Raw genomic sequence first — 14,922 nt, forward strand, 5'->3', positions numbered from 1 at the left:
AAGGAGCAGAAATTTGCGAAGCAGGCGGATTGCCTGCTACAAATCCGGGATAACACCGATTCGGCGGAATGGCCCGTGAGGGCGGTGCGCGAAGGGCGGGAGACAGGGGCATGAAAGACATAGAAGATCTTCAGCAACGGCTGGCCGCGGCGATGGACCGGATCGCGGCGGGCGTGGAGCGGCTGGACAAGGCGCAGGACAGCGCCAGCGTCGAGTCGCTGAGCGAGGCGCTTGAAGAGGAGAAACTGGCGAACGCCCAGCTGAAGGAGCGGCTGCGCGCGCTGAACATCAAGCATTTCGACGAGATCGGCGCGCTGAAGGAACAGCTGGCCGATACCTCGGCGCAGGAGGCGATGAAAAAGCGGCTGGAGGCGCAGGACGCGGCGATGGCCCGGCTGGACATGGACATCCAGCGGCTGCGCGCGGCCAATGACCAGCTGCGCAGCTCGAACGCGGCGCTGCGCGCGGCCAACGAGGCCGGCGTGGGCGAGCCGCATTTGATCAACAAGGCGATGCTGGCCGAGCTGGAGGCGCTGCGGGCGAGCCGGGCGACCGATGCGGCCGAGGCGGCGGCGGTGCTGGCCAAGCTGGAGCCGCTGCTGGCGGCGGCGCAGGCGACGGGCAACAAGGAGGACGCGTGATGCCGGAAGTGACGATTCATATCGGCGGGCGCGGCTTCGACGTGTCCTGCCAAGAGGGCGAGGAGAGCTATCTGCACTCGGCCGCGAAGATGCTGGATGACGAGGCGCAGGTGCTGTCCGACCAGATCGGCCGGATGCCGGAAAGCCGGATGCTGCTGATGGCGGGGCTGATGCTGGCGGACAAGACGGCGGCGAGCGAGGACCGGATCCGCGAGATGGAGACCCGTCTGGCCGAGCGCGAGGCGGAGCTGGAACAGCTGCGCGGGGCCGAGGTGCCGGTGCATCAGGTCGAGGTGCCGGTGGTGCCGCCGATGGTCGCCGAGATGCTGGCCGAGCTGGCCGCGCGGGCGGAATCGCTGGCGGCGGCGGTCGAGGAAAAGGTCGCCGACTGAGGCGGCGCGGGGGGCACTCCCGCCCCCTGGCGCGGCATCTGGCGATGCCTTCCCAGGCGTTGGGCCGGGCGCCGCGCTGACGCGCGGCGTGCGCGTCATCCCGCTGGCGCGCGTGGGGGTCGGCGTTGGATTTGAGTATTTTTGAAGAGAAGAAGCCAGGGGACCGGAGCATGGCCCCGGCCGGTCGGTTTTTTCGCGGCGGCTTTTCAGCTCTTGCCGCGCCGCGCGTCAGCGCGGCGCCCGGCCCAAGGGGTTCGGCGGCCCCGGCAGGGGCCGCTGCAACCGCGCGGGAGCGCGCCCTCAGCCGTTGGCTTCGCGGATCTTGTTGGCGGCGTCCTTGTCGTAGGCGACGCCCTTGGTGTCGAACAGCGTGTCGAGTTCGCCCGAGAGGGTCATCTCGGTGACGATGTCGCAGCCGCCGACGAATTCGCCCTTCACGTAAAGCTGGGGCACGGTCGGCCAGTCGGAAAAGTCCTTGATGCCCTGGCGGAGGTCGGCGTCGGCGAGGACGTTCACATCCTTGAAGTCCACGCCCATGTAGTTGAGCACGCCGGCGACGCGGCTGGAGAAGCCGCATTGCGGCATTTCCTTGGTGCCCTTCATGTAAAGCACAACGTCATTGGCGGCGATGGTTTCGGCGATCTGGGTGGCGGTATCGGTCATCTGGGTCTCCGGTGGCGCGGGGGCGCCGGTTTGTGGCTCAGTCGGGCGCCTTGGTGGTCAGCGCCAGGGCGTGCAACTCGCCCGCGGGTCCGTCCATCCGGCCCTTGAGCGCGGCATAGACCGCACGCTGCTGCTGGACGCGGTTCTGGCCCCGGAAGCTTTCGTCGATGACTTCGGCCGCGTAGTGATTTCCGTCGCCGGCCAGATCGGTGATGGTGATCCGGGCCGAGGGGAAGCTTGCGCGGATGAGCTCCTCGATCTCGTGGGCTTGCATGGCCATGGGGCGGTTCTCCTTGCGGTCTTGGGGCAAGATGTAAGCCCGCGCGCCGGAGGGCGCAAGGGAGGGTCAGAGATCGAGTTCGATCCAGACCGGCACGTGGTCGGAGGGTTTCTCGCCGCCGCGCACCTCCTTGTCGATGCCGGCGCCGGTCAGGAGGTCGGCGCATTGCGGCGTCAGCAGGAAGTGGTCGATGCGGATGCCGTCGTTGCGGTTCCAGGCGCCGGCCTGGTAGTCCCAGAAGGAATAATGGCCGGGTCCGGGATTGCGGGTGCGGAAGGCCTCGGTGAAGCCGAGGTTCTGGATGCGGCGGAAGGCGGCGCGGGTTTCGGGCAGGAACAGCGCGTCCTCGCGCCAGGCCTCGGGGCGGGCAGCATCCTCGGCCTGCGGGATCACGTTGTAGTCGCCCGCCATCAGCGCGACCTCTTCATTGGCCAACAGCTGTTGCGCGCGGGCATGCATGCGCTCCATCCAGGCGAGCTTGTAGTCGTATTTCGGCCCCGGCGCCGGGTTGCCGTTGGGCAGGTAGAGGCCGCAGAGGCGCAGGGCGGTCTTGCCGACCACGGTTGCCTCGATCCACCGGGCGTGATCGTCTTCGTCATCGCCGGGCAGGCCGCGGGTGACATCCTCGAGCGGGAATTTCGACAGGATCGCGACGCCGTTGAAGGACTTCTGGCCATGGGTCGCGACGTTGTAGCCGCGCTCCTCGAACAGCTCGGTCGGGAAGGCCTCGTCGACCGACTTGATCTCTTGCAGGAGCGCCACGTCGGGCTGCGCCGCGTCGAGCCAGTCGGGCAGCGCCTGGGCGCGGGCCTTGATGCCGTTGATGTTGAACGTGGCGATCTTCATGGGCTGGGTCCGGCTGGGCGAGGTATCGGGGCAGGGATGCCGATCTATCGCCCAGGACGGCCCCGGGGGCAAGCGCGCTGTCCGTTTCGATTCGCGACACGCCTGCCGCGATTCGGCGCCGATCGGTTCGGAACTGTCCGGAAACGCCCCCGGGCTCGGCCCAATTCGACCTGAATCCCTGCAATATCAGACACAATTCTCTTTGTGGATAAGATTTTTTTAACGTTTCTTAAACAATCTGGAAAGATGAATCGACAGTCGTTTGATCGGCGATTCTGATGTGGATAAGTGGCGCAGTTCACATCCCTGAGTAGATTTTTTTTCTTGAGTTTCCCGTTTTGAGTGCAAGCGTTGAGGGACGTTTCACTCTGCAATTGGGGAATTCCACCATGACGGCACTGCGCAAAATCACCTCCGATCACCTCCTGTCCGATGCCACCAGCCTGCTGGACGGCGAGGGCACCGAGATCTTCACGTCGGGGTCGACCGCCCTGTTCACCTCGGGTTCGACAGCGCTGTTCACCTCGGGCTCGACCGCGATGACCGACGAGACGGTGCATTCGGGCGAGGCGACCGAGATGTTCACCTCCGGGTCGACCGCGCTCTTCACCTCCGGGTCGACCGCGCTGTTCACCTCGGGATCCACGGCGCTTTTCACCTCCGGCTCCACCGCCCTGTTCACCTCGGGTTCCACGGCGCTGTTCACCTCGGGCTCGGCCCCGGTCGGCTCGGCCGTTGCTGATGGCGAGGGCACCCAGCTGTTCACCTCGGGCAGCTGATCGGGTCGGACAACGGGGCGTTCAGCGCCATTTGAAGGGAGCAAATCCATGACAAATGTGATCCGGCTGAACGTCCCGTTGCCGCGCGACGCGCGCGCGGCCCGGGTGGGACATCTGGTCGACTGTTTCGCGCAGCACCGGCGCGGCAGCGAGGATGTTTTCTGGCTGAAGGAAAATGCCGAGGTTCTGAATATCCTCGAATGCACCGGGGCCCGCGTGGACCCCGCTGTATTGGCGCCGCATCAGGCGTTTTACGACCGTATCGAGAAACGGCTGGGATTCTTCCTGCAGTATTACCGTTTCCTGCTGTCGCTTTGCCTGGATCTGGAAGATCTGGGAATTGGCGGAAACAAGGGCGCGGCGCTGGCCGAATGGGTGGCGCGCCAGGGGCTGGCCGAGGCCGAGCTTTCGGATCTACAACGCGCCGAGGCGCGGCGGCTGACGCTTCGGCGGGGGATCGACGCGCTGCCCGAGGATACCGGGCTGACGGAGCGGCTGCATCGCTTCATCGACCGGTCGGCGACCTTTTCGATGCCGAACAAGAAGGCGGCGTACGAGCTGACGCATATCGTCTTCTATCTCAGCGAATACGGGCGGCGGGATCCGCAGGTGTCGGCGGCGGCGCTGGAGAGCCTCGAATACGCCGGGCTGCTGGCCTATCTCGAGCAGAACGCCGATCTGCTGGCCGAAATCTGCGTGGCGCAGCGGTTCGCGGGGGCCACGCCCTCGCCGATCTGGGAGCGCTGGCTGGAGGCCGAGACGCATCGCTTCCGCGCCGAGGCGGGGCCGCAGGTCTCGGTCAACGACGATTATCACGACTATCTGGTCTGCAACTGGGCGATGGCGGTTGCCGGGCGGGACAATTTCCGCCAGCAGATGGCGCCGGGGCGAATGGCCTTTCATCGCAGCCGGGGCGCGCAGGGGCCGCTTCGGGCAATGTCGGAGTGCATGTTCCGGCTGGAGGATGCGCGGTCGGATGACTGGGAGAAGATGCGCGGGCTGGTCGAGCAGGGGTTGAGCGAGGACGGCTACGAGATCCTGACCGAGGCGGAGGCGTCGAGCCCGCGGTTCGGCAGCTTCTTCGCCGGCTTCGCGCGGACCTCGCTGATGGGGGCGGCGCTGTGAACCCGGCGCTGGTCGGGGCCGGGCTGGTCGTTCTTTATACCGCGCTGATCGCGCTCGCGGATGCGATCACCAAGCAGATCGCGCATGGCTATGCGGCGCCGCAGCTGTTTGCGCTGTCGGGCGCGGTGGTGGTGACGCTGACCTGGGGCGTGGCGCGGCTGCGCGGGCAGGGGCTGCGCACGCGGGCGCCCGGCGCGATGGCGCTGCGGGCGGGGGCGACGGTGCTGTCGGCGGTGGCCTTCTTTCATGCCTTCCGCCATCTGCCTTTCGCCGAGGTCTTCCTATTCATCGGGCTGATGCCGATCCTGGCCGGGCTGATGTCTGGGCCGATCCTGGGCGAGCACGTGCGCCCGGCAGCCTGGCTGGCGCTGGGGGCGGGCTTCGTGGGGATGCTGTGCCTGTTTCCGGCGGGGCTGCATTCGGTTACCGCGGGGCATGGCTGGGCGCTGGCGGCGGCGGTGACGGGCACGCTGTCGATGGTGATCGCGCGGCGGATCGGCAAGGTGGAGTGCAACACACTGGCGCAGGTGTTCTGGCCGAACCTCGCGCTTTTCGCCACCATGGCGCTGGCGCTGCCCTTCGTGTGGCAGCCAATGGCGGCGGGCGACGTGGCGCTGGCGGCGGCCTATGCGGTGCTGCTGTTCGGGGCGCGCTGGCTGACGGTGATCGCGCTGCGGCTGCTGCCGGCCTATACGGTGACGCCGCTGATGAACCTGCAATTCGTCTGGATGGTGATCCTGGGCGCGATGGTCTTTGGCGAGCGGCCCGGCTGGGAGATGCTGCTGGGGGTGGCGATCGTGATTGCCTCGGGCAGCTATCTGGTCTGGGACCGCTTCGCGCCCGCCGCCGCGCGGGGGCGGCTGCGCACCGACCCCTGAGGGCGGCGCGGGGGTCCGCGGCGCGACGTGAGTATTTTTGAAGAGAAGAAGCAGCAGGCGCGTGCTCTGCTGCTTCTTCTCTTTTCAAATACTCATGTCCGACAGTGCCGCCGGGCGCCTTACATCGAGAAGGAGGTGCCGCAGCCGCAGGAGGAGGTTGCGTTCGGGTTCTCGATCACGAAGCGCGCGCCGATCAGCTCGTCGGCGAAATCTATGGTGGCGTTCGACAGGAAGGGCAGCGAGATCGAGTCCACCACCACCTTTTCGCCCTGGCCTTCGAGCACGAGGTCGTCGTCGGCGGGGGTGTCGAGCTGGATGTCATATTGGAAGCCCGAACAGCCGCCGCCCTCGACCGCGATGCGCAGGGCCTTGCCCTGTCCGGCGGCGCCGATTTCGGCGAGGCGGTCGAAGGCGCGCTGGGTGACCTTGGGGGGAAGCTGCATGGGTCGGCTCCGGGGGCGGTTTCAATAGGTGTTGCTAGGGAATATAGAAAGCCTTGGGACAGGCGACAAGGATCAGCAACATGACCGCGCCCTATGCATCGAACCCCGCGCGGTCGCGCGGGCGGCTGGTGCCTGAGGAAGAAAGCTCTTTCCGTTCGTGTTTTCAACGCGACCGGGACAGGATCATCCATGCCAGCGCCTTTCGGCGGCTGAAGCACAAGACCCAGGTCTTTATCGAGCACGAGGGCGATTATTATCGCACGCGGCTGACCCATTCGATCGAGGTGGCGCAGGTGGCGCGGACGATCTCGGGGGCGCTGGGGCTGAATGCCGAGCTGACCGAGGCGGTGGCGCTGGCACATGACCTGGGGCATCCGCCCTTCGGCCATACCGGCGAGGATGCGTTGTCGGCGCTGATGGCGCCCTATGGCGGCTTCGATCACAATGCGCAGGCGATCCGGATCGTGACGCATCTGGAGCGGCATTATGCTGAATTCGACGGGCTGAACCTGACCTGGGAGACGCTGGAGGGGCTGGCCAAGCACAACGGACCGGTCACCGGCGAACTGCCCTGGGCGATGGCGGAATATCTCAAGGTCAACGATCTGGAGCTCGACACCTATGCCAGCGCCGAGGCGCAGGTGGCCGCGATTGCCGATGACGTGGCCTATAACCACCACGATCTGCATGACGGGCTGCGGGCCGAGCTGTTCTCGACCGACGAGCTGGCGGCGCTGCCGATCCTGGACGGGTGTTTCGCCGAGGTGGACCGCAAGTATCCCGGCCTCAACTACTATCGCCGCCGGCACGAGGCGCTGCGGCGGTTCTTCGGGGTGCTGGTCGAGGATGTGATCGGTTTCGCGCGGGTGCGGCTGGCCGAGATCGACCCGCAGTCGGTGGAGGAGGTGCGCCATGCCGGGCGCGGGCTGATCCGGTTTTCGGATCCGCTGTTCGAGGATCTGAAGGTGATCCGGGAGTTCCTGTTCCAGCGGATGTATCGCGCCCCGAGCGTGGTGGTGGTGCGGGCGCAGGTGACGCAGGTGGTGAACGAGCTGTTCCCGTATTTCATGGCGCATCCCGACCAGCTGCCCAAGCAGTGGCGCAAGGATGTGGCGGAGGCGGAGGGCGAGACAGCGCTGGCGCGGATCGTCTCGGACTATATCTCGGGCATGACCGACCGATTTGCCTTGCAGGAACATGCCCGCCTTCTGGGCGGGGCGGCCCTGGGCGAGCGGGCGCCGATCTGATCGGCGTTGACCTTGCGGGCGCGCATGGTATGCCCGCTGGATCGAAAGGAAGCAGAACATGAACCTCTTTGCCGACATCCGTACGCTGGTCATCGAAAGCCTTGCCGCCCTGGCCGACGAGGGGGCCTTGCCCCGCGATCTGGCAACGGACGCGGTGACGGTCGAGCCGCCGCGCGATGCGGGGCATGGGGACATGGCGACCAATGCGGCGATGGTGCTGGCCAAGCCCGCGGGGATGCAGCCGCGCGCGATTGCCGAGCTGCTGGCCAAGAAGCTGATCGACGATGGACGGGTGGTCAGCGCCGAGGTGGCGGGGCCGGGGTTCCTGAACCTGCGGCTGGCGCCGGTCGTCTGGCAGGAGCTGGTGGGCGAGGTGCTGATGAGCGGCACGGATTATGGCCGATCGGACATGGGGCGGGGCAAGAAGGTCAACGTCGAATATGTCTCGGCCAACCCGACCGGGCCGCTGCATGTGGGCCATACGCGCGGTGCGGTCTTTGGCGATGCGCTGGCGAGCCTGCTGGCCTATGCCGGGTATGACGTGACGCGCGAGTATTACATCAACGACGGCGGCGCGCAGGTCGATGTGCTCGCCCGGTCGGTCTACATGCGCTATCAGGAGGCGCACGACCTGAGCGTCGACTGGCCCGAGGGCAGCTATCCGGGAGATTACCTGATCCCGGTGGGCGAGGCGCTGAAGGACAAGGTGGGCGATGCCTATCTGGAAGAGCCCGAGTCCGTCTGGCTGGCGCCGGTGCGGGAGTTCGCGACCGATGCGATGATGGATCTGATCCGGGCTGACCTGAAGGCGCTGGGCGTGACGATGGATGTCTTCTATTCCGAGAAGTCGCTTTATGGCACCGGCCGGATCGAGGCGGCGCTCGAGGCGCTGAAGGAAAAGGGCCTGATCTATCGCGGCACGCTGGAGCCGCCGAAGGGCAAGACGCCCGAGGACTGGGAGCCGCGCGAGCAGGTGCTGTTCCGGTCGACCGCGCATGGCGACGACGTGGACCGGCCGGTGATGAAATCGGACGGGGCCTGGACCTATTTCGCGCCGGATATCGCCTATCATTATGACAAGATTACCAGAGGCTTCGACGCGCTGATTGATGTGTTCGGGGCCGATCATGGCGGCTATGTCAAGCGGATGAAGGCGGCGGTGAGCGCGCTGTCGGACGGCAAGGTTCCGCTGGATATCAAACTGTGCCAGCTGGTGCGGCTGTTCAAGAACGGTGAAATGTTCCGTATGGGCAAGCGGACGGGGAATTTCATTACCCTGCGCGACGTGGTCGAGCAGGTGGGGCCGGATGTGACCCGGTTTGTCATGCTGACGCGCAAGAACGACGCGCCGCTGGATTTTGATTTCGACAAGGTGCTGGAGCAGAGCCGGGAGAACCCGGTGTTCTATGTCCAATACGCCAATGCGCGGGTGATGAGCGTTATCCGCAAGGCCGAGGAAACCGGCATCGACACCGATGGCGCGGTGGATCTGGGGCTGCTGACGCATGAGGCCGAGCTGAAAGTCGCCAAGCAGCTGGCGGAATGGCCGCGGCTTGTGGAGATCGCGGCGCGCACCAACGAACCGCACCGGGTGGCGTTTTATCTGAACGAACTGGCGGCGGATTTCCACGCGCTGTGGAACCGGGGCAACGATGTGCCCGAGCTGCGCTTCGTGCAGGAAGGCGATGCGGCGGCCAGCCGGGCGAAACTCGCTCTGGCGCGTGCCGTTTCCGTTGTCATTTCCGCAGGTCTTGCTATTCTTGGCGTCACACCGGCGCAGGAGATGCGGTAACAAATCGCCCGAAACGCCGGTCCGAGGCAGAACAAGACGACCCATGATGCGGGATAACCCGCACGAAACGGGCAGTGAGGCGGACATGGCGGATATCGAATACACCGATGCGGTGGCGGGGCCGGAGTCCGGGCCGGCGACGGCTGGGCTGAGCAGGCTGATCAACATGGCCGGGGCGCTGGCCTCGCTGGTGCTGATCGCAGGCATCTGCGTCTGGGGCTACGAGCTTTGGGTGCGGGACGTGAGCGGCGTGCCGGTGGTGCGGGCGATCGAGGGGCCGATGCGCGTGGCGCCGAAGGACCCGGGCGGCGAGATGGCCAACAATCAGGGGCTGTCGGTGAATGCGGTGGCGGCGCAGGGCATTGCGGCCCCTGTGGCCGAGCGCATCAAGCTGGCGCCGAAGCCGGTGCAGCTGAGCGACGAGGACCGGGCGAAACGCGCCGAGAGCGCGCCGCCGATGACGCAGGAAGAGCTGACCAATGCCTCGGTCGATGCTCTGGTGCAGCAGCTGATCGCGGGCGATGCGGCCGAAGCGGGCCAGACCGAAGGCGCGGCGGGCGAGATCGTGCAGCCCGCGCCGCTTGGCGCGGACGCCACGCCGGTGGAGGCGACGGCCGTCGAAGGACCGGGGCTGGCGCGGTCGCTGCGGCCCAAGGTGCGGCCCGAGAAGCTGGCCTCGATGATGGCGGAAGAGCTGGAAGAGGGCGACAGCGTGCGCTTTACCGGCGAGGTGCGCGAGGCCGATCCCGACAATGTGCCGCCGGGCACCAAGCTGGCGCAGCTGGGGGCGTTCGAGTCACCCGAAATCGCCCGGGCCGAGTGGGACAAGCTGAACGTGCGCTTCGGCGACTATCTGGGCGACAAGATGCGGCTGGTGCAGAAGGCGACCAGCGGCGGCAAGACCTTTTACCGGCTGCGGGCAATGGGGTTCGAGGAGATCGCCGATGCGCGGCGGTTCTGCGCGGTGCTGGCCGCCGAGAAGGCCGATTGCATCCCGGTGACCACGCGGTGAGTTTCGGCGCAACGATCCTCGACGCCGAGGGGCTGCGGCTGACGCCGGACGAGACCGCGCTGTTCCGCGAGGCCGATCCCTTCGGGTTCATCCTCTTCGCGCGCAACCTCGAGACGCCGGAACAGATCCGCGCGCTGTGCGACGACATGCGGGCGGCGGTGGGGCGCGAGGCGCCGATCCTGATCGATCAGGAGGGCGGAAGGGTGCAGCGGCTGCGCGCGCCGCTGGCGCGGGTCTGGCTGCCGCCGCTGGAGCATGTCCAGCGCGCCGGGGACGCGGCGGCGCGAGCGATGTATCTGCGCTATCGGTTGATTGCTCATGAGCTGCGGGCGCTCGGCATCGACGGCAACTGTGCGCCTATGGTCGATCTGGCTGGGCCGGAGACGCATGATTTCCTGAAGAACCGCTGTTACGGCAGCGATCCGGCGACGGTGGCGGCGATCGGGCGGGCGGCGGCCGAGGGGATGCTGGAGGGCAGTGTGCTGCCGGTGCTGAAGCATATCCCTGGCCACGGGCGCGCGACGCAGGACAGCCATTACGACCTGCCGCATGTGGATGCCGACCCGGAGGCGCTGGACGATACCGATTTCGCCGCCTTCCGGGCGCTGAACGATCTGCCGATGGGGATGACGGCGCATCTGGTCTATTCGGCCATCGACGACAAGCCGGCGACGATTTCGCCCCGGATGATGGCGCTGATCCGCGAGCAGATCGGGTTCGGCGGGCTGATCATGACCGACGATATCTCGATGAAGGCGCTGTCGGGGTCGCTGGCCGAGCTGTCGGCGCAGTCCATTGCGGCGGGTTGCGACGTGGTTTTGCTGTGCAACGCCACGCTGGCCGACCGGGCCGCGGTGGCCGGGGCGGCGGGGCGCATGGGGCCGGCGGCGGCGGCCCGCGCAGAGGCCGCGCTGGCGGCGCGCCGTGCGCCCGCACCGCTTGACATTGACGCCGCAGAAGCCGAGCTTGCCCGCCTGATGCGCGGACAGGTTTATGGCTGAGGACAGCTTTCAGGAAGACACCGTCTCGGTTGCCGACCGCCTTGCCGCCGAGGCGCTGATCGTCGATGTCGAGGGCTTCGAGGGGCCGCTTGACCTGTTGCTGACGCTGTCGCGGACGCAGAAGGTGGATCTGCGCAAGATCTCGGTGCTGGAGCTCGCCAAGCAGTATCTGTCCTTTGTCGAGAAGGCCAAGGCGCTGCGGATCGAGCTGGCGGCCGATTATCTGGTGATGGCGGCCTGGCTGGCGTTCCTGAAATCTCGGCTGCTGCTGCCGCCCGATCCGGCCGAGGAAGGGCCGTCAGGGGAGGATCTGGCTGCGCATCTGGCGTTCCAGCTGGAGCGGTTGCAGGCAATGCGCGAGGTGGCGGCGCGGCTGATGGCGCGCGACCGGCTGGGGCGCGATGTCTTTGCACGGGGGCAGAGCGAGGATGTGATGCGCATCCGCACGGTGAAGTTCACCGCGACGCTGCTGGACCTGATGCAGGGCTATGCCCGCATCCGCACACGCGACGAGTTCCGCCCCTTCGTGATGGACCGGGATTCGGTCTTTACCATGGAGCAGGCGCTCGAGCGGATGCGCGGGCTGATCGGCTATGCCGGGGACTGGACCGAGATCATGTCCTATCTGCCTGAGGGCTGGGAGATGGACCCGGTCAAGCGGCGCTCGGCCACGGCGGCGACTTTTGCCGCCTCGCTGGAGCTGGTAAAGCAGGGCCAGCTTGAGATCCGCCAGACGGCGACCTTCGCACCGATCCAGGTGCGCAAGAGGACATGAGTTTCGTGACTGAACCGGTTGAGGAAGAAGAAAAATCGCTGTTCGCGGCGCCGCCCGAGGGTGAGCAGGAGCGCATGGTCGAGGCGATGCTCTTTGCCTCGGCCGCGCCGGTCACGGTGCGCGATCTGGAGGCGCGGATGCCGATGGGCTGCGACGCGGCCGAGGCGCTGGTGCGGCTGCGCAAGCGGTACGAGGGGCGCGGGGTGCGGGTGGTCAAGGTGGATGACGCCTGGGCCATCCGCACGGCGCCGGACCTCGGGTTTCTGATGCAGAAGGAAACGGTGGAGACGCGCAAGCTGAGCCGCGCGGCCATCGAGACGCTGGCGATCATCGCCTATCACCAGCCGGTGACGCGGGCCGAGATCGAGGAGATCCGCGGCGTTTCGGTGTCGCGCGGCACCATCGACCAGCTGCTGGAGATGGAGTGGATCCGGCTGGGGCGGCGCAAGATGACGCCGGGGCGACCGGTGACCTTTGTGGTGACGCCCACGTTCCTGGACCATTTCGGACTGGAAAGCGCGCGCGATCTGCCCGGGGTCAAGGAGCTGCGCGCCGCCGGGCTGCTGGAAAATCGGCCGCCGCCAGGGGCCTTCAGCCTGGGGCAGAGCGAGCCCGAAGAAGAGGACGACGAGATCGTCGGGCAGCCGGAGCTGTTTGACGAGTGAGCCTCAGGCGCGGGCCGTTTCGGGCAGCGGGAAGACGGTGTCGTAGAGCCAGTTGAAGGCGAAGGCGTAGACCAGGTAGAAGCCGGCGATCGTCACGTCCATCAGGAAGGCGGTCCAGAGCGGGACGGCGAGATACCAGGCGATAAAGGGCACCAGCAGGACCAGCAGGCCGAACTCAAAAGCAACGGCATGCAGGACTCGGATGGCGACGGATTTGCGGACCGTGCCACGGTAGCGCAGCATCGCGTGGTCGAAGCCCAGGTTGAAGACGTAGTTCCAGAGCATGGCGGTGGTGGTGCTGACCACGGCGACCACGCCGAAATCCAGCGTCGAGACCTCAAAGACCGAGCCGCCGAAGGGGGTGATGATCGCCAGGGCGATCAGCTCGAACAGGAGCGCGTGTCGGATACGGTCTTTTCTGGTTCGCATAGGGTCCGTCCTGCGCGAGGAATGGGTCTCGCGCCGGTCGGTTATACTGGCTTGCTGCCGAGGGACAAGAGAAGGCCCCGGCATTTAAGCCGGGGCCGGGTGCGGGTCTGGCTGGATGGGATCAGCGAAGAACCTGCACAATGCGGCGCTGGCCGGGTTCGACCAGAACCAGCTGATCGTTCACGTTGACGTATTGATAGGTCGTATCCGGAACCGGGTAGATCGTGACGTTTTCCGGGATACCGGCGCCGACCACGACTTCGCCTTCGAGATAGATCGGCTCGACCGGATTGGCGCGGACGTATTGGACGGCGACGTTGTCGTCGATCACGATCGGCACGCTGGTGGGCTGGCCGAGGATCAGCGCGCCCGAGGGCGTGAAGGTCTTGGCCGGATTGCGGTCGATGTTGACCGGGTCGATTTCCTGCAGGTTGAGACGCTGCATGTTGTCATAGACGACAACCGGATTGCTTTCGTAGGTGGAGGTCAGATAGGCGGAATAGGCCCAGCCTTCGGTTCCGTTGTAGGTGACCTTGCACCATTCCGAGCCGGCGATGCAGCCCTGCACGTCAACCTCTGCGCTGGAGGCGATGACACCTTGGATCGGATACATGTTGCCGGGACCCGCGCGCAGGTTGAGGTCGGTGGTGGCATTGGCGGTCAGCGCCGACGCGGGGACGGCCATCGCCATCAGCACGGCTGCGGCGGCGAGGGGTTTGGTAAAGCTCATATCGTTTACTCCTGACATGCGCCGCGAACAGTGCGGCGACTTGCGGAATTAAACGGCTTGGGGGGCAGGAGCGTTCCTTGCTGCCGCGGGCGTGGGCGGGAGTTTGCCATCGGGCCGGTGGCTCCGGGTGAGGAGCTGTCCGTTATGCCTTGAAATGCTTGGCGAGTTTCAGGCCCTGGCCCTGATAGTTCGAGGCGATGCCGGTGCCGTAGAGCTGGGTCGGGACTGCGGCCATGCGCTCATAGACCAGCCGGCCGACGACCTGGCCGTGTTCCAGCACGAAGGGCGCCTCGTGGCAGCGCACCTCGAGCACGCCGCGCGAGCCTGCGCCGCCGGCCTCGGCAAAGCCGAAGCCCGGGTCGAAGAAACCGGCGTAATGGACGCGGAATTCGCCCACCATGGCGAGATAGGGGGCCATCTCGGCGGCGTAGTGCGGCGGGATGGTTACCGCCTCGCGGCTGACGAGGATGTAGAAGGCGCCGGGGTCGAGGATGATCTGGCGGCTGTGGGTGCGGATTTCTTCCCAGTATTCGGCCGGATCGTAATGGCCGATTTTCGCGAGGTCGATCACGCCGGTATGAGGCTTGGCGCGGTAGCCGACGAGGCCGCCGTCGAGCGCGAGGTCGACCGAGAAGCCGAGGCCGTCCTGGATGACCGCGGGGCCGTCGACCAGCGGGGTCCGGGCGTGGAGCGCGCGCAGGTCGTCGTCGGAGAGGACGGCCTGGCCTTCGCGGAAGCGGATCTGGTTCAGGCGCATGCCCGCGCGGACCAACACCGAGAAGGAGCGCGGGCAGATTTCGGCGTAGAGCGGACCGCTGTAGGAGTCGGGGATGCGGTCGAATTCGGTGCCGCCGTCTGTGATCGTGCGGGTCAGCAGGTCGAGCCGTCCGGTCGAGCTCTTGGCGTTGGCGACGGCGAGGACGCCCGGGGGCAGGGCCAGCGATTCCATCAGCGGGACGAGGTAGACGCAGCCCTTTTCAAGCACCGCGCCCTGGGAGAGGTCGATGCGGTGCATCTCGAACTCTTCGAGGCGCGAGGCGACGCTGCGCCCCTGTCCGGCGAGGAAGGAGGCGCGGACGCGGTAGGCGGTGGTGCCGAGTCGCAGGTCGAGGCTGGCCGGCTGCACCTGCGCGGGGTCGATGGCGTGGTCGGCGCGGATGGCGCCGCGCGCGATCATCTCGACGATGGTCTGGTTCGGAAATACACCGGTCACGCCGATCCCCC

Annotated in this window: 18 protein-coding genes; 11 read left to right on the plus strand and 7 right to left on the minus strand. The window is 66.6% G+C overall.

What is annotated here, in order from left to right:
- Nucleotides 1-110: 110 nt before the first annotated feature.
- Complete coding sequence (locus ACFO5X_RS17600) at nucleotides 111-641, plus strand: hypothetical protein (RefSeq protein ID WP_380719328.1); 531 nt, start codon at nucleotides 111-113, stop codon at nucleotides 639-641.
- Nucleotides 641-1,033, plus strand: a complete 393-nt coding sequence (locus ACFO5X_RS17605) for a cell division protein ZapA (RefSeq protein ID WP_380719330.1) — start codon at nucleotides 641-643, stop codon at nucleotides 1,031-1,033. Before ACFO5X_RS17600 ends, ACFO5X_RS17605 begins: the two co-directional genes overlap by 1 nt.
- Before the next feature lie 300 nt (nucleotides 1,034-1,333).
- Here ACFO5X_RS17605 and grxD read toward each other — a convergent pair whose 3' ends face one another.
- The 3 genes from grxD to xth all read right to left on the minus strand — a co-directional run bounded on the left by grxD (nucleotide 1,334) and on the right by xth (nucleotide 2,822).
- Complete coding sequence (gene grxD, locus ACFO5X_RS17610) at nucleotides 1,334-1,696, minus strand: Grx4 family monothiol glutaredoxin (RefSeq protein WP_380719332.1); 363 nt, start codon at nucleotides 1,694-1,696, stop codon at nucleotides 1,334-1,336.
- Between the two features lie 37 nt (nucleotides 1,697-1,733).
- The gene (locus ACFO5X_RS17615; RefSeq protein ID WP_380719334.1) at nucleotides 1,734-1,976 is read right to left on the minus strand and encodes a BolA/IbaG family iron-sulfur metabolism protein; all 243 of its coding nucleotides are present in this window, start codon (nucleotides 1,974-1,976) and stop codon (nucleotides 1,734-1,736) included.
- A 66-nt stretch (nucleotides 1,977-2,042) separates the two neighbouring features.
- Nucleotides 2,043-2,822 carry an exodeoxyribonuclease III gene (gene xth, locus ACFO5X_RS17620; RefSeq protein WP_380719336.1) on the minus strand — a complete coding sequence of 260 codons (780 nt, stop codon included), beginning with the start codon at nucleotides 2,820-2,822 and terminating at the stop codon, nucleotides 2,043-2,045.
- A gap of 389 nt (nucleotides 2,823-3,211) precedes the next feature.
- On the opposite strand from xth, the gene ACFO5X_RS17625 reads away from it, so the two are divergent.
- From ACFO5X_RS17625 to ACFO5X_RS17635, 3 genes are read left to right on the plus strand one after another with little or no spacing between them, the layout of a single operon-like run.
- Entirely contained in the window at nucleotides 3,212-3,601 is a 390-nt protein-coding gene (locus ACFO5X_RS17625; protein WP_380719338.1) for a hypothetical protein, read from the plus strand.
- A gap of 48 nt (nucleotides 3,602-3,649) precedes the next feature.
- A complete protein-coding gene (locus tag ACFO5X_RS17630) occupies nucleotides 3,650-4,726 on the plus strand; it encodes a DUF6902 family protein (RefSeq protein WP_380719340.1) in 1,077 nt (358 codons plus the stop codon).
- Nucleotides 4,723-5,604 carry a DMT family transporter gene (locus ACFO5X_RS17635; RefSeq protein WP_380719342.1) on the plus strand — a complete coding sequence of 294 codons (882 nt, stop codon included), beginning with the start codon at nucleotides 4,723-4,725 and terminating at the stop codon, nucleotides 5,602-5,604. Before ACFO5X_RS17630 ends, ACFO5X_RS17635 begins: the two co-directional genes overlap by 4 nt.
- A 119-nt stretch (nucleotides 5,605-5,723) precedes the next feature.
- Here the strand turns inward: ACFO5X_RS17635 and ACFO5X_RS17640 are convergent, their stop codons facing one another.
- Nucleotides 5,724-6,047: a HesB/IscA family protein gene (locus ACFO5X_RS17640; RefSeq protein ID WP_380719344.1), complete on the minus strand. Its 324-nt coding sequence runs from the start codon at nucleotides 6,045-6,047 to the stop codon at nucleotides 5,724-5,726.
- A gap of 80 nt (nucleotides 6,048-6,127) precedes the next feature.
- Between ACFO5X_RS17640 and ACFO5X_RS17645 the strand changes: the two genes are divergently transcribed.
- The 6 genes from ACFO5X_RS17645 to scpB all read left to right on the plus strand — a co-directional run bounded on the left by ACFO5X_RS17645 (nucleotide 6,128) and on the right by scpB (nucleotide 12,539).
- Nucleotides 6,128-7,294 (plus strand): deoxyguanosinetriphosphate triphosphohydrolase, encoded by a 1,167-nt coding sequence (locus ACFO5X_RS17645; protein WP_380719346.1) that lies wholly within the window; start codon nucleotides 6,128-6,130, stop codon nucleotides 7,292-7,294.
- A gap of 58 nt (nucleotides 7,295-7,352) precedes the next feature.
- Nucleotides 7,353-9,086, plus strand: a complete 1,734-nt coding sequence (gene argS / locus ACFO5X_RS17650; protein WP_380719348.1) for an arginine--tRNA ligase — start codon at nucleotides 7,353-7,355, stop codon at nucleotides 9,084-9,086.
- Between the two features lie 85 nt (nucleotides 9,087-9,171).
- A complete protein-coding gene (locus tag ACFO5X_RS17655) occupies nucleotides 9,172-10,098 on the plus strand; it encodes an SPOR domain-containing protein (protein WP_380719350.1) in 927 nt (308 codons plus the stop codon).
- Complete coding sequence (gene nagZ / locus ACFO5X_RS17660) at nucleotides 10,095-11,099, plus strand: beta-N-acetylhexosaminidase (protein WP_380719352.1); 1,005 nt, start codon at nucleotides 10,095-10,097, stop codon at nucleotides 11,097-11,099. The genes ACFO5X_RS17655 and nagZ overlap by 4 nt, the downstream gene beginning before the upstream one ends.
- Entirely contained in the window at nucleotides 11,092-11,874 is a 783-nt protein-coding gene (locus ACFO5X_RS17665; protein ID WP_380719355.1) for a segregation and condensation protein A, read from the plus strand. Before nagZ ends, ACFO5X_RS17665 begins: the two co-directional genes overlap by 8 nt.
- The gene (gene scpB, locus ACFO5X_RS17670) at nucleotides 11,871-12,539 is read left to right on the plus strand and encodes an SMC-Scp complex subunit ScpB (protein WP_380719357.1); all 669 of its coding nucleotides are present in this window, start codon (nucleotides 11,871-11,873) and stop codon (nucleotides 12,537-12,539) included. Before ACFO5X_RS17665 ends, scpB begins: the two co-directional genes overlap by 4 nt.
- Nucleotides 12,540-12,542: 3 nt before the next feature.
- On the opposite strand, the gene ACFO5X_RS17675 is transcribed toward scpB, so the two are convergent.
- The 3 genes from ACFO5X_RS17675 to ACFO5X_RS17685 all read right to left on the minus strand — a co-directional run bounded on the left by ACFO5X_RS17675 (nucleotide 12,543) and on the right by ACFO5X_RS17685 (nucleotide 14,911).
- A complete protein-coding gene (locus ACFO5X_RS17675) occupies nucleotides 12,543-12,968 on the minus strand; it encodes a PACE efflux transporter (protein ID WP_380719359.1) in 426 nt (141 codons plus the stop codon).
- A 121-nt stretch (nucleotides 12,969-13,089) separates the two neighbouring features.
- Nucleotides 13,090-13,698, minus strand: coding sequence for a DUF1236 domain-containing protein (locus tag ACFO5X_RS17680; RefSeq protein ID WP_380719361.1), 609 nt, complete (start codon nucleotides 13,696-13,698; stop codon nucleotides 13,090-13,092).
- 142 nt (nucleotides 13,699-13,840) lie between these two features.
- Nucleotides 13,841-14,911: a 2'-deoxycytidine 5'-triphosphate deaminase gene (locus tag ACFO5X_RS17685; protein WP_380719364.1), complete on the minus strand. Its 1,071-nt coding sequence runs from the start codon at nucleotides 14,909-14,911 to the stop codon at nucleotides 13,841-13,843.
- Nucleotides 14,912-14,922 lie beyond the last annotated feature (11 nt).

The organism is Seohaeicola nanhaiensis (assembly GCF_042654245.1).
GTDB classification, from domain to species: Bacteria; Pseudomonadota; Alphaproteobacteria; order Rhodobacterales; family Rhodobacteraceae; genus Seohaeicola_A; species Seohaeicola_A nanhaiensis.

Bases quoted from the DNA above. Each gene is read 5' to 3' on its own strand.
- ACFO5X_RS17600 (WP_380719328.1), top strand. From the start codon at position 111: ATGAAAGACATAGAAGATCTTCAGCAACGGCTGGCCGCGGCGATGGAC.
- ACFO5X_RS17630 (WP_380719340.1), top strand. From the start codon at position 3,650: ATGACAAATGTGATCCGGCTGAACGTCCCGTTGCCGCGCGACGCGCGC.
- ACFO5X_RS17675 (WP_380719359.1), bottom strand. From the start codon at position 12,968: ATGCGAACCAGAAAAGACCGTATCCGACACGCGCTCCTGTTCGAGCTG.
- ACFO5X_RS17655 (WP_380719350.1), top strand. From the start codon at position 9,172: ATGGCGGATATCGAATACACCGATGCGGTGGCGGGGCCGGAGTCCGGG.
- ACFO5X_RS17640 (WP_380719344.1), bottom strand. From the start codon at position 6,047: ATGCAGCTTCCCCCCAAGGTCACCCAGCGCGCCTTCGACCGCCTCGCC.
- ACFO5X_RS17680 (WP_380719361.1), bottom strand. From the start codon at position 13,698: ATGAGCTTTACCAAACCCCTCGCCGCCGCAGCCGTGCTGATGGCGATG.
- argS (WP_380719348.1), top strand. From the start codon at position 7,353: ATGAACCTCTTTGCCGACATCCGTACGCTGGTCATCGAAAGCCTTGCC.
- ACFO5X_RS17645 (WP_380719346.1), top strand. From the start codon at position 6,128: ATGACCGCGCCCTATGCATCGAACCCCGCGCGGTCGCGCGGGCGGCTG.
- ACFO5X_RS17615 (WP_380719334.1), bottom strand. From the start codon at position 1,976: ATGGCCATGCAAGCCCACGAGATCGAGGAGCTCATCCGCGCAAGCTTC.
- ACFO5X_RS17665 (WP_380719355.1), top strand. From the start codon at position 11,092: ATGGCTGAGGACAGCTTTCAGGAAGACACCGTCTCGGTTGCCGACCGC.
- xth (WP_380719336.1), bottom strand. From the start codon at position 2,822: ATGAAGATCGCCACGTTCAACATCAACGGCATCAAGGCCCGCGCCCAG.
- grxD (WP_380719332.1), bottom strand. From the start codon at position 1,696: ATGACCGATACCGCCACCCAGATCGCCGAAACCATCGCCGCCAATGAC.
- ACFO5X_RS17605 (WP_380719330.1), top strand. From the start codon at position 641: ATGCCGGAAGTGACGATTCATATCGGCGGGCGCGGCTTCGACGTGTCC.
- ACFO5X_RS17625 (WP_380719338.1), top strand. From the start codon at position 3,212: ATGACGGCACTGCGCAAAATCACCTCCGATCACCTCCTGTCCGATGCC.
- scpB (WP_380719357.1), top strand. From the start codon at position 11,871: ATGAGTTTCGTGACTGAACCGGTTGAGGAAGAAGAAAAATCGCTGTTC.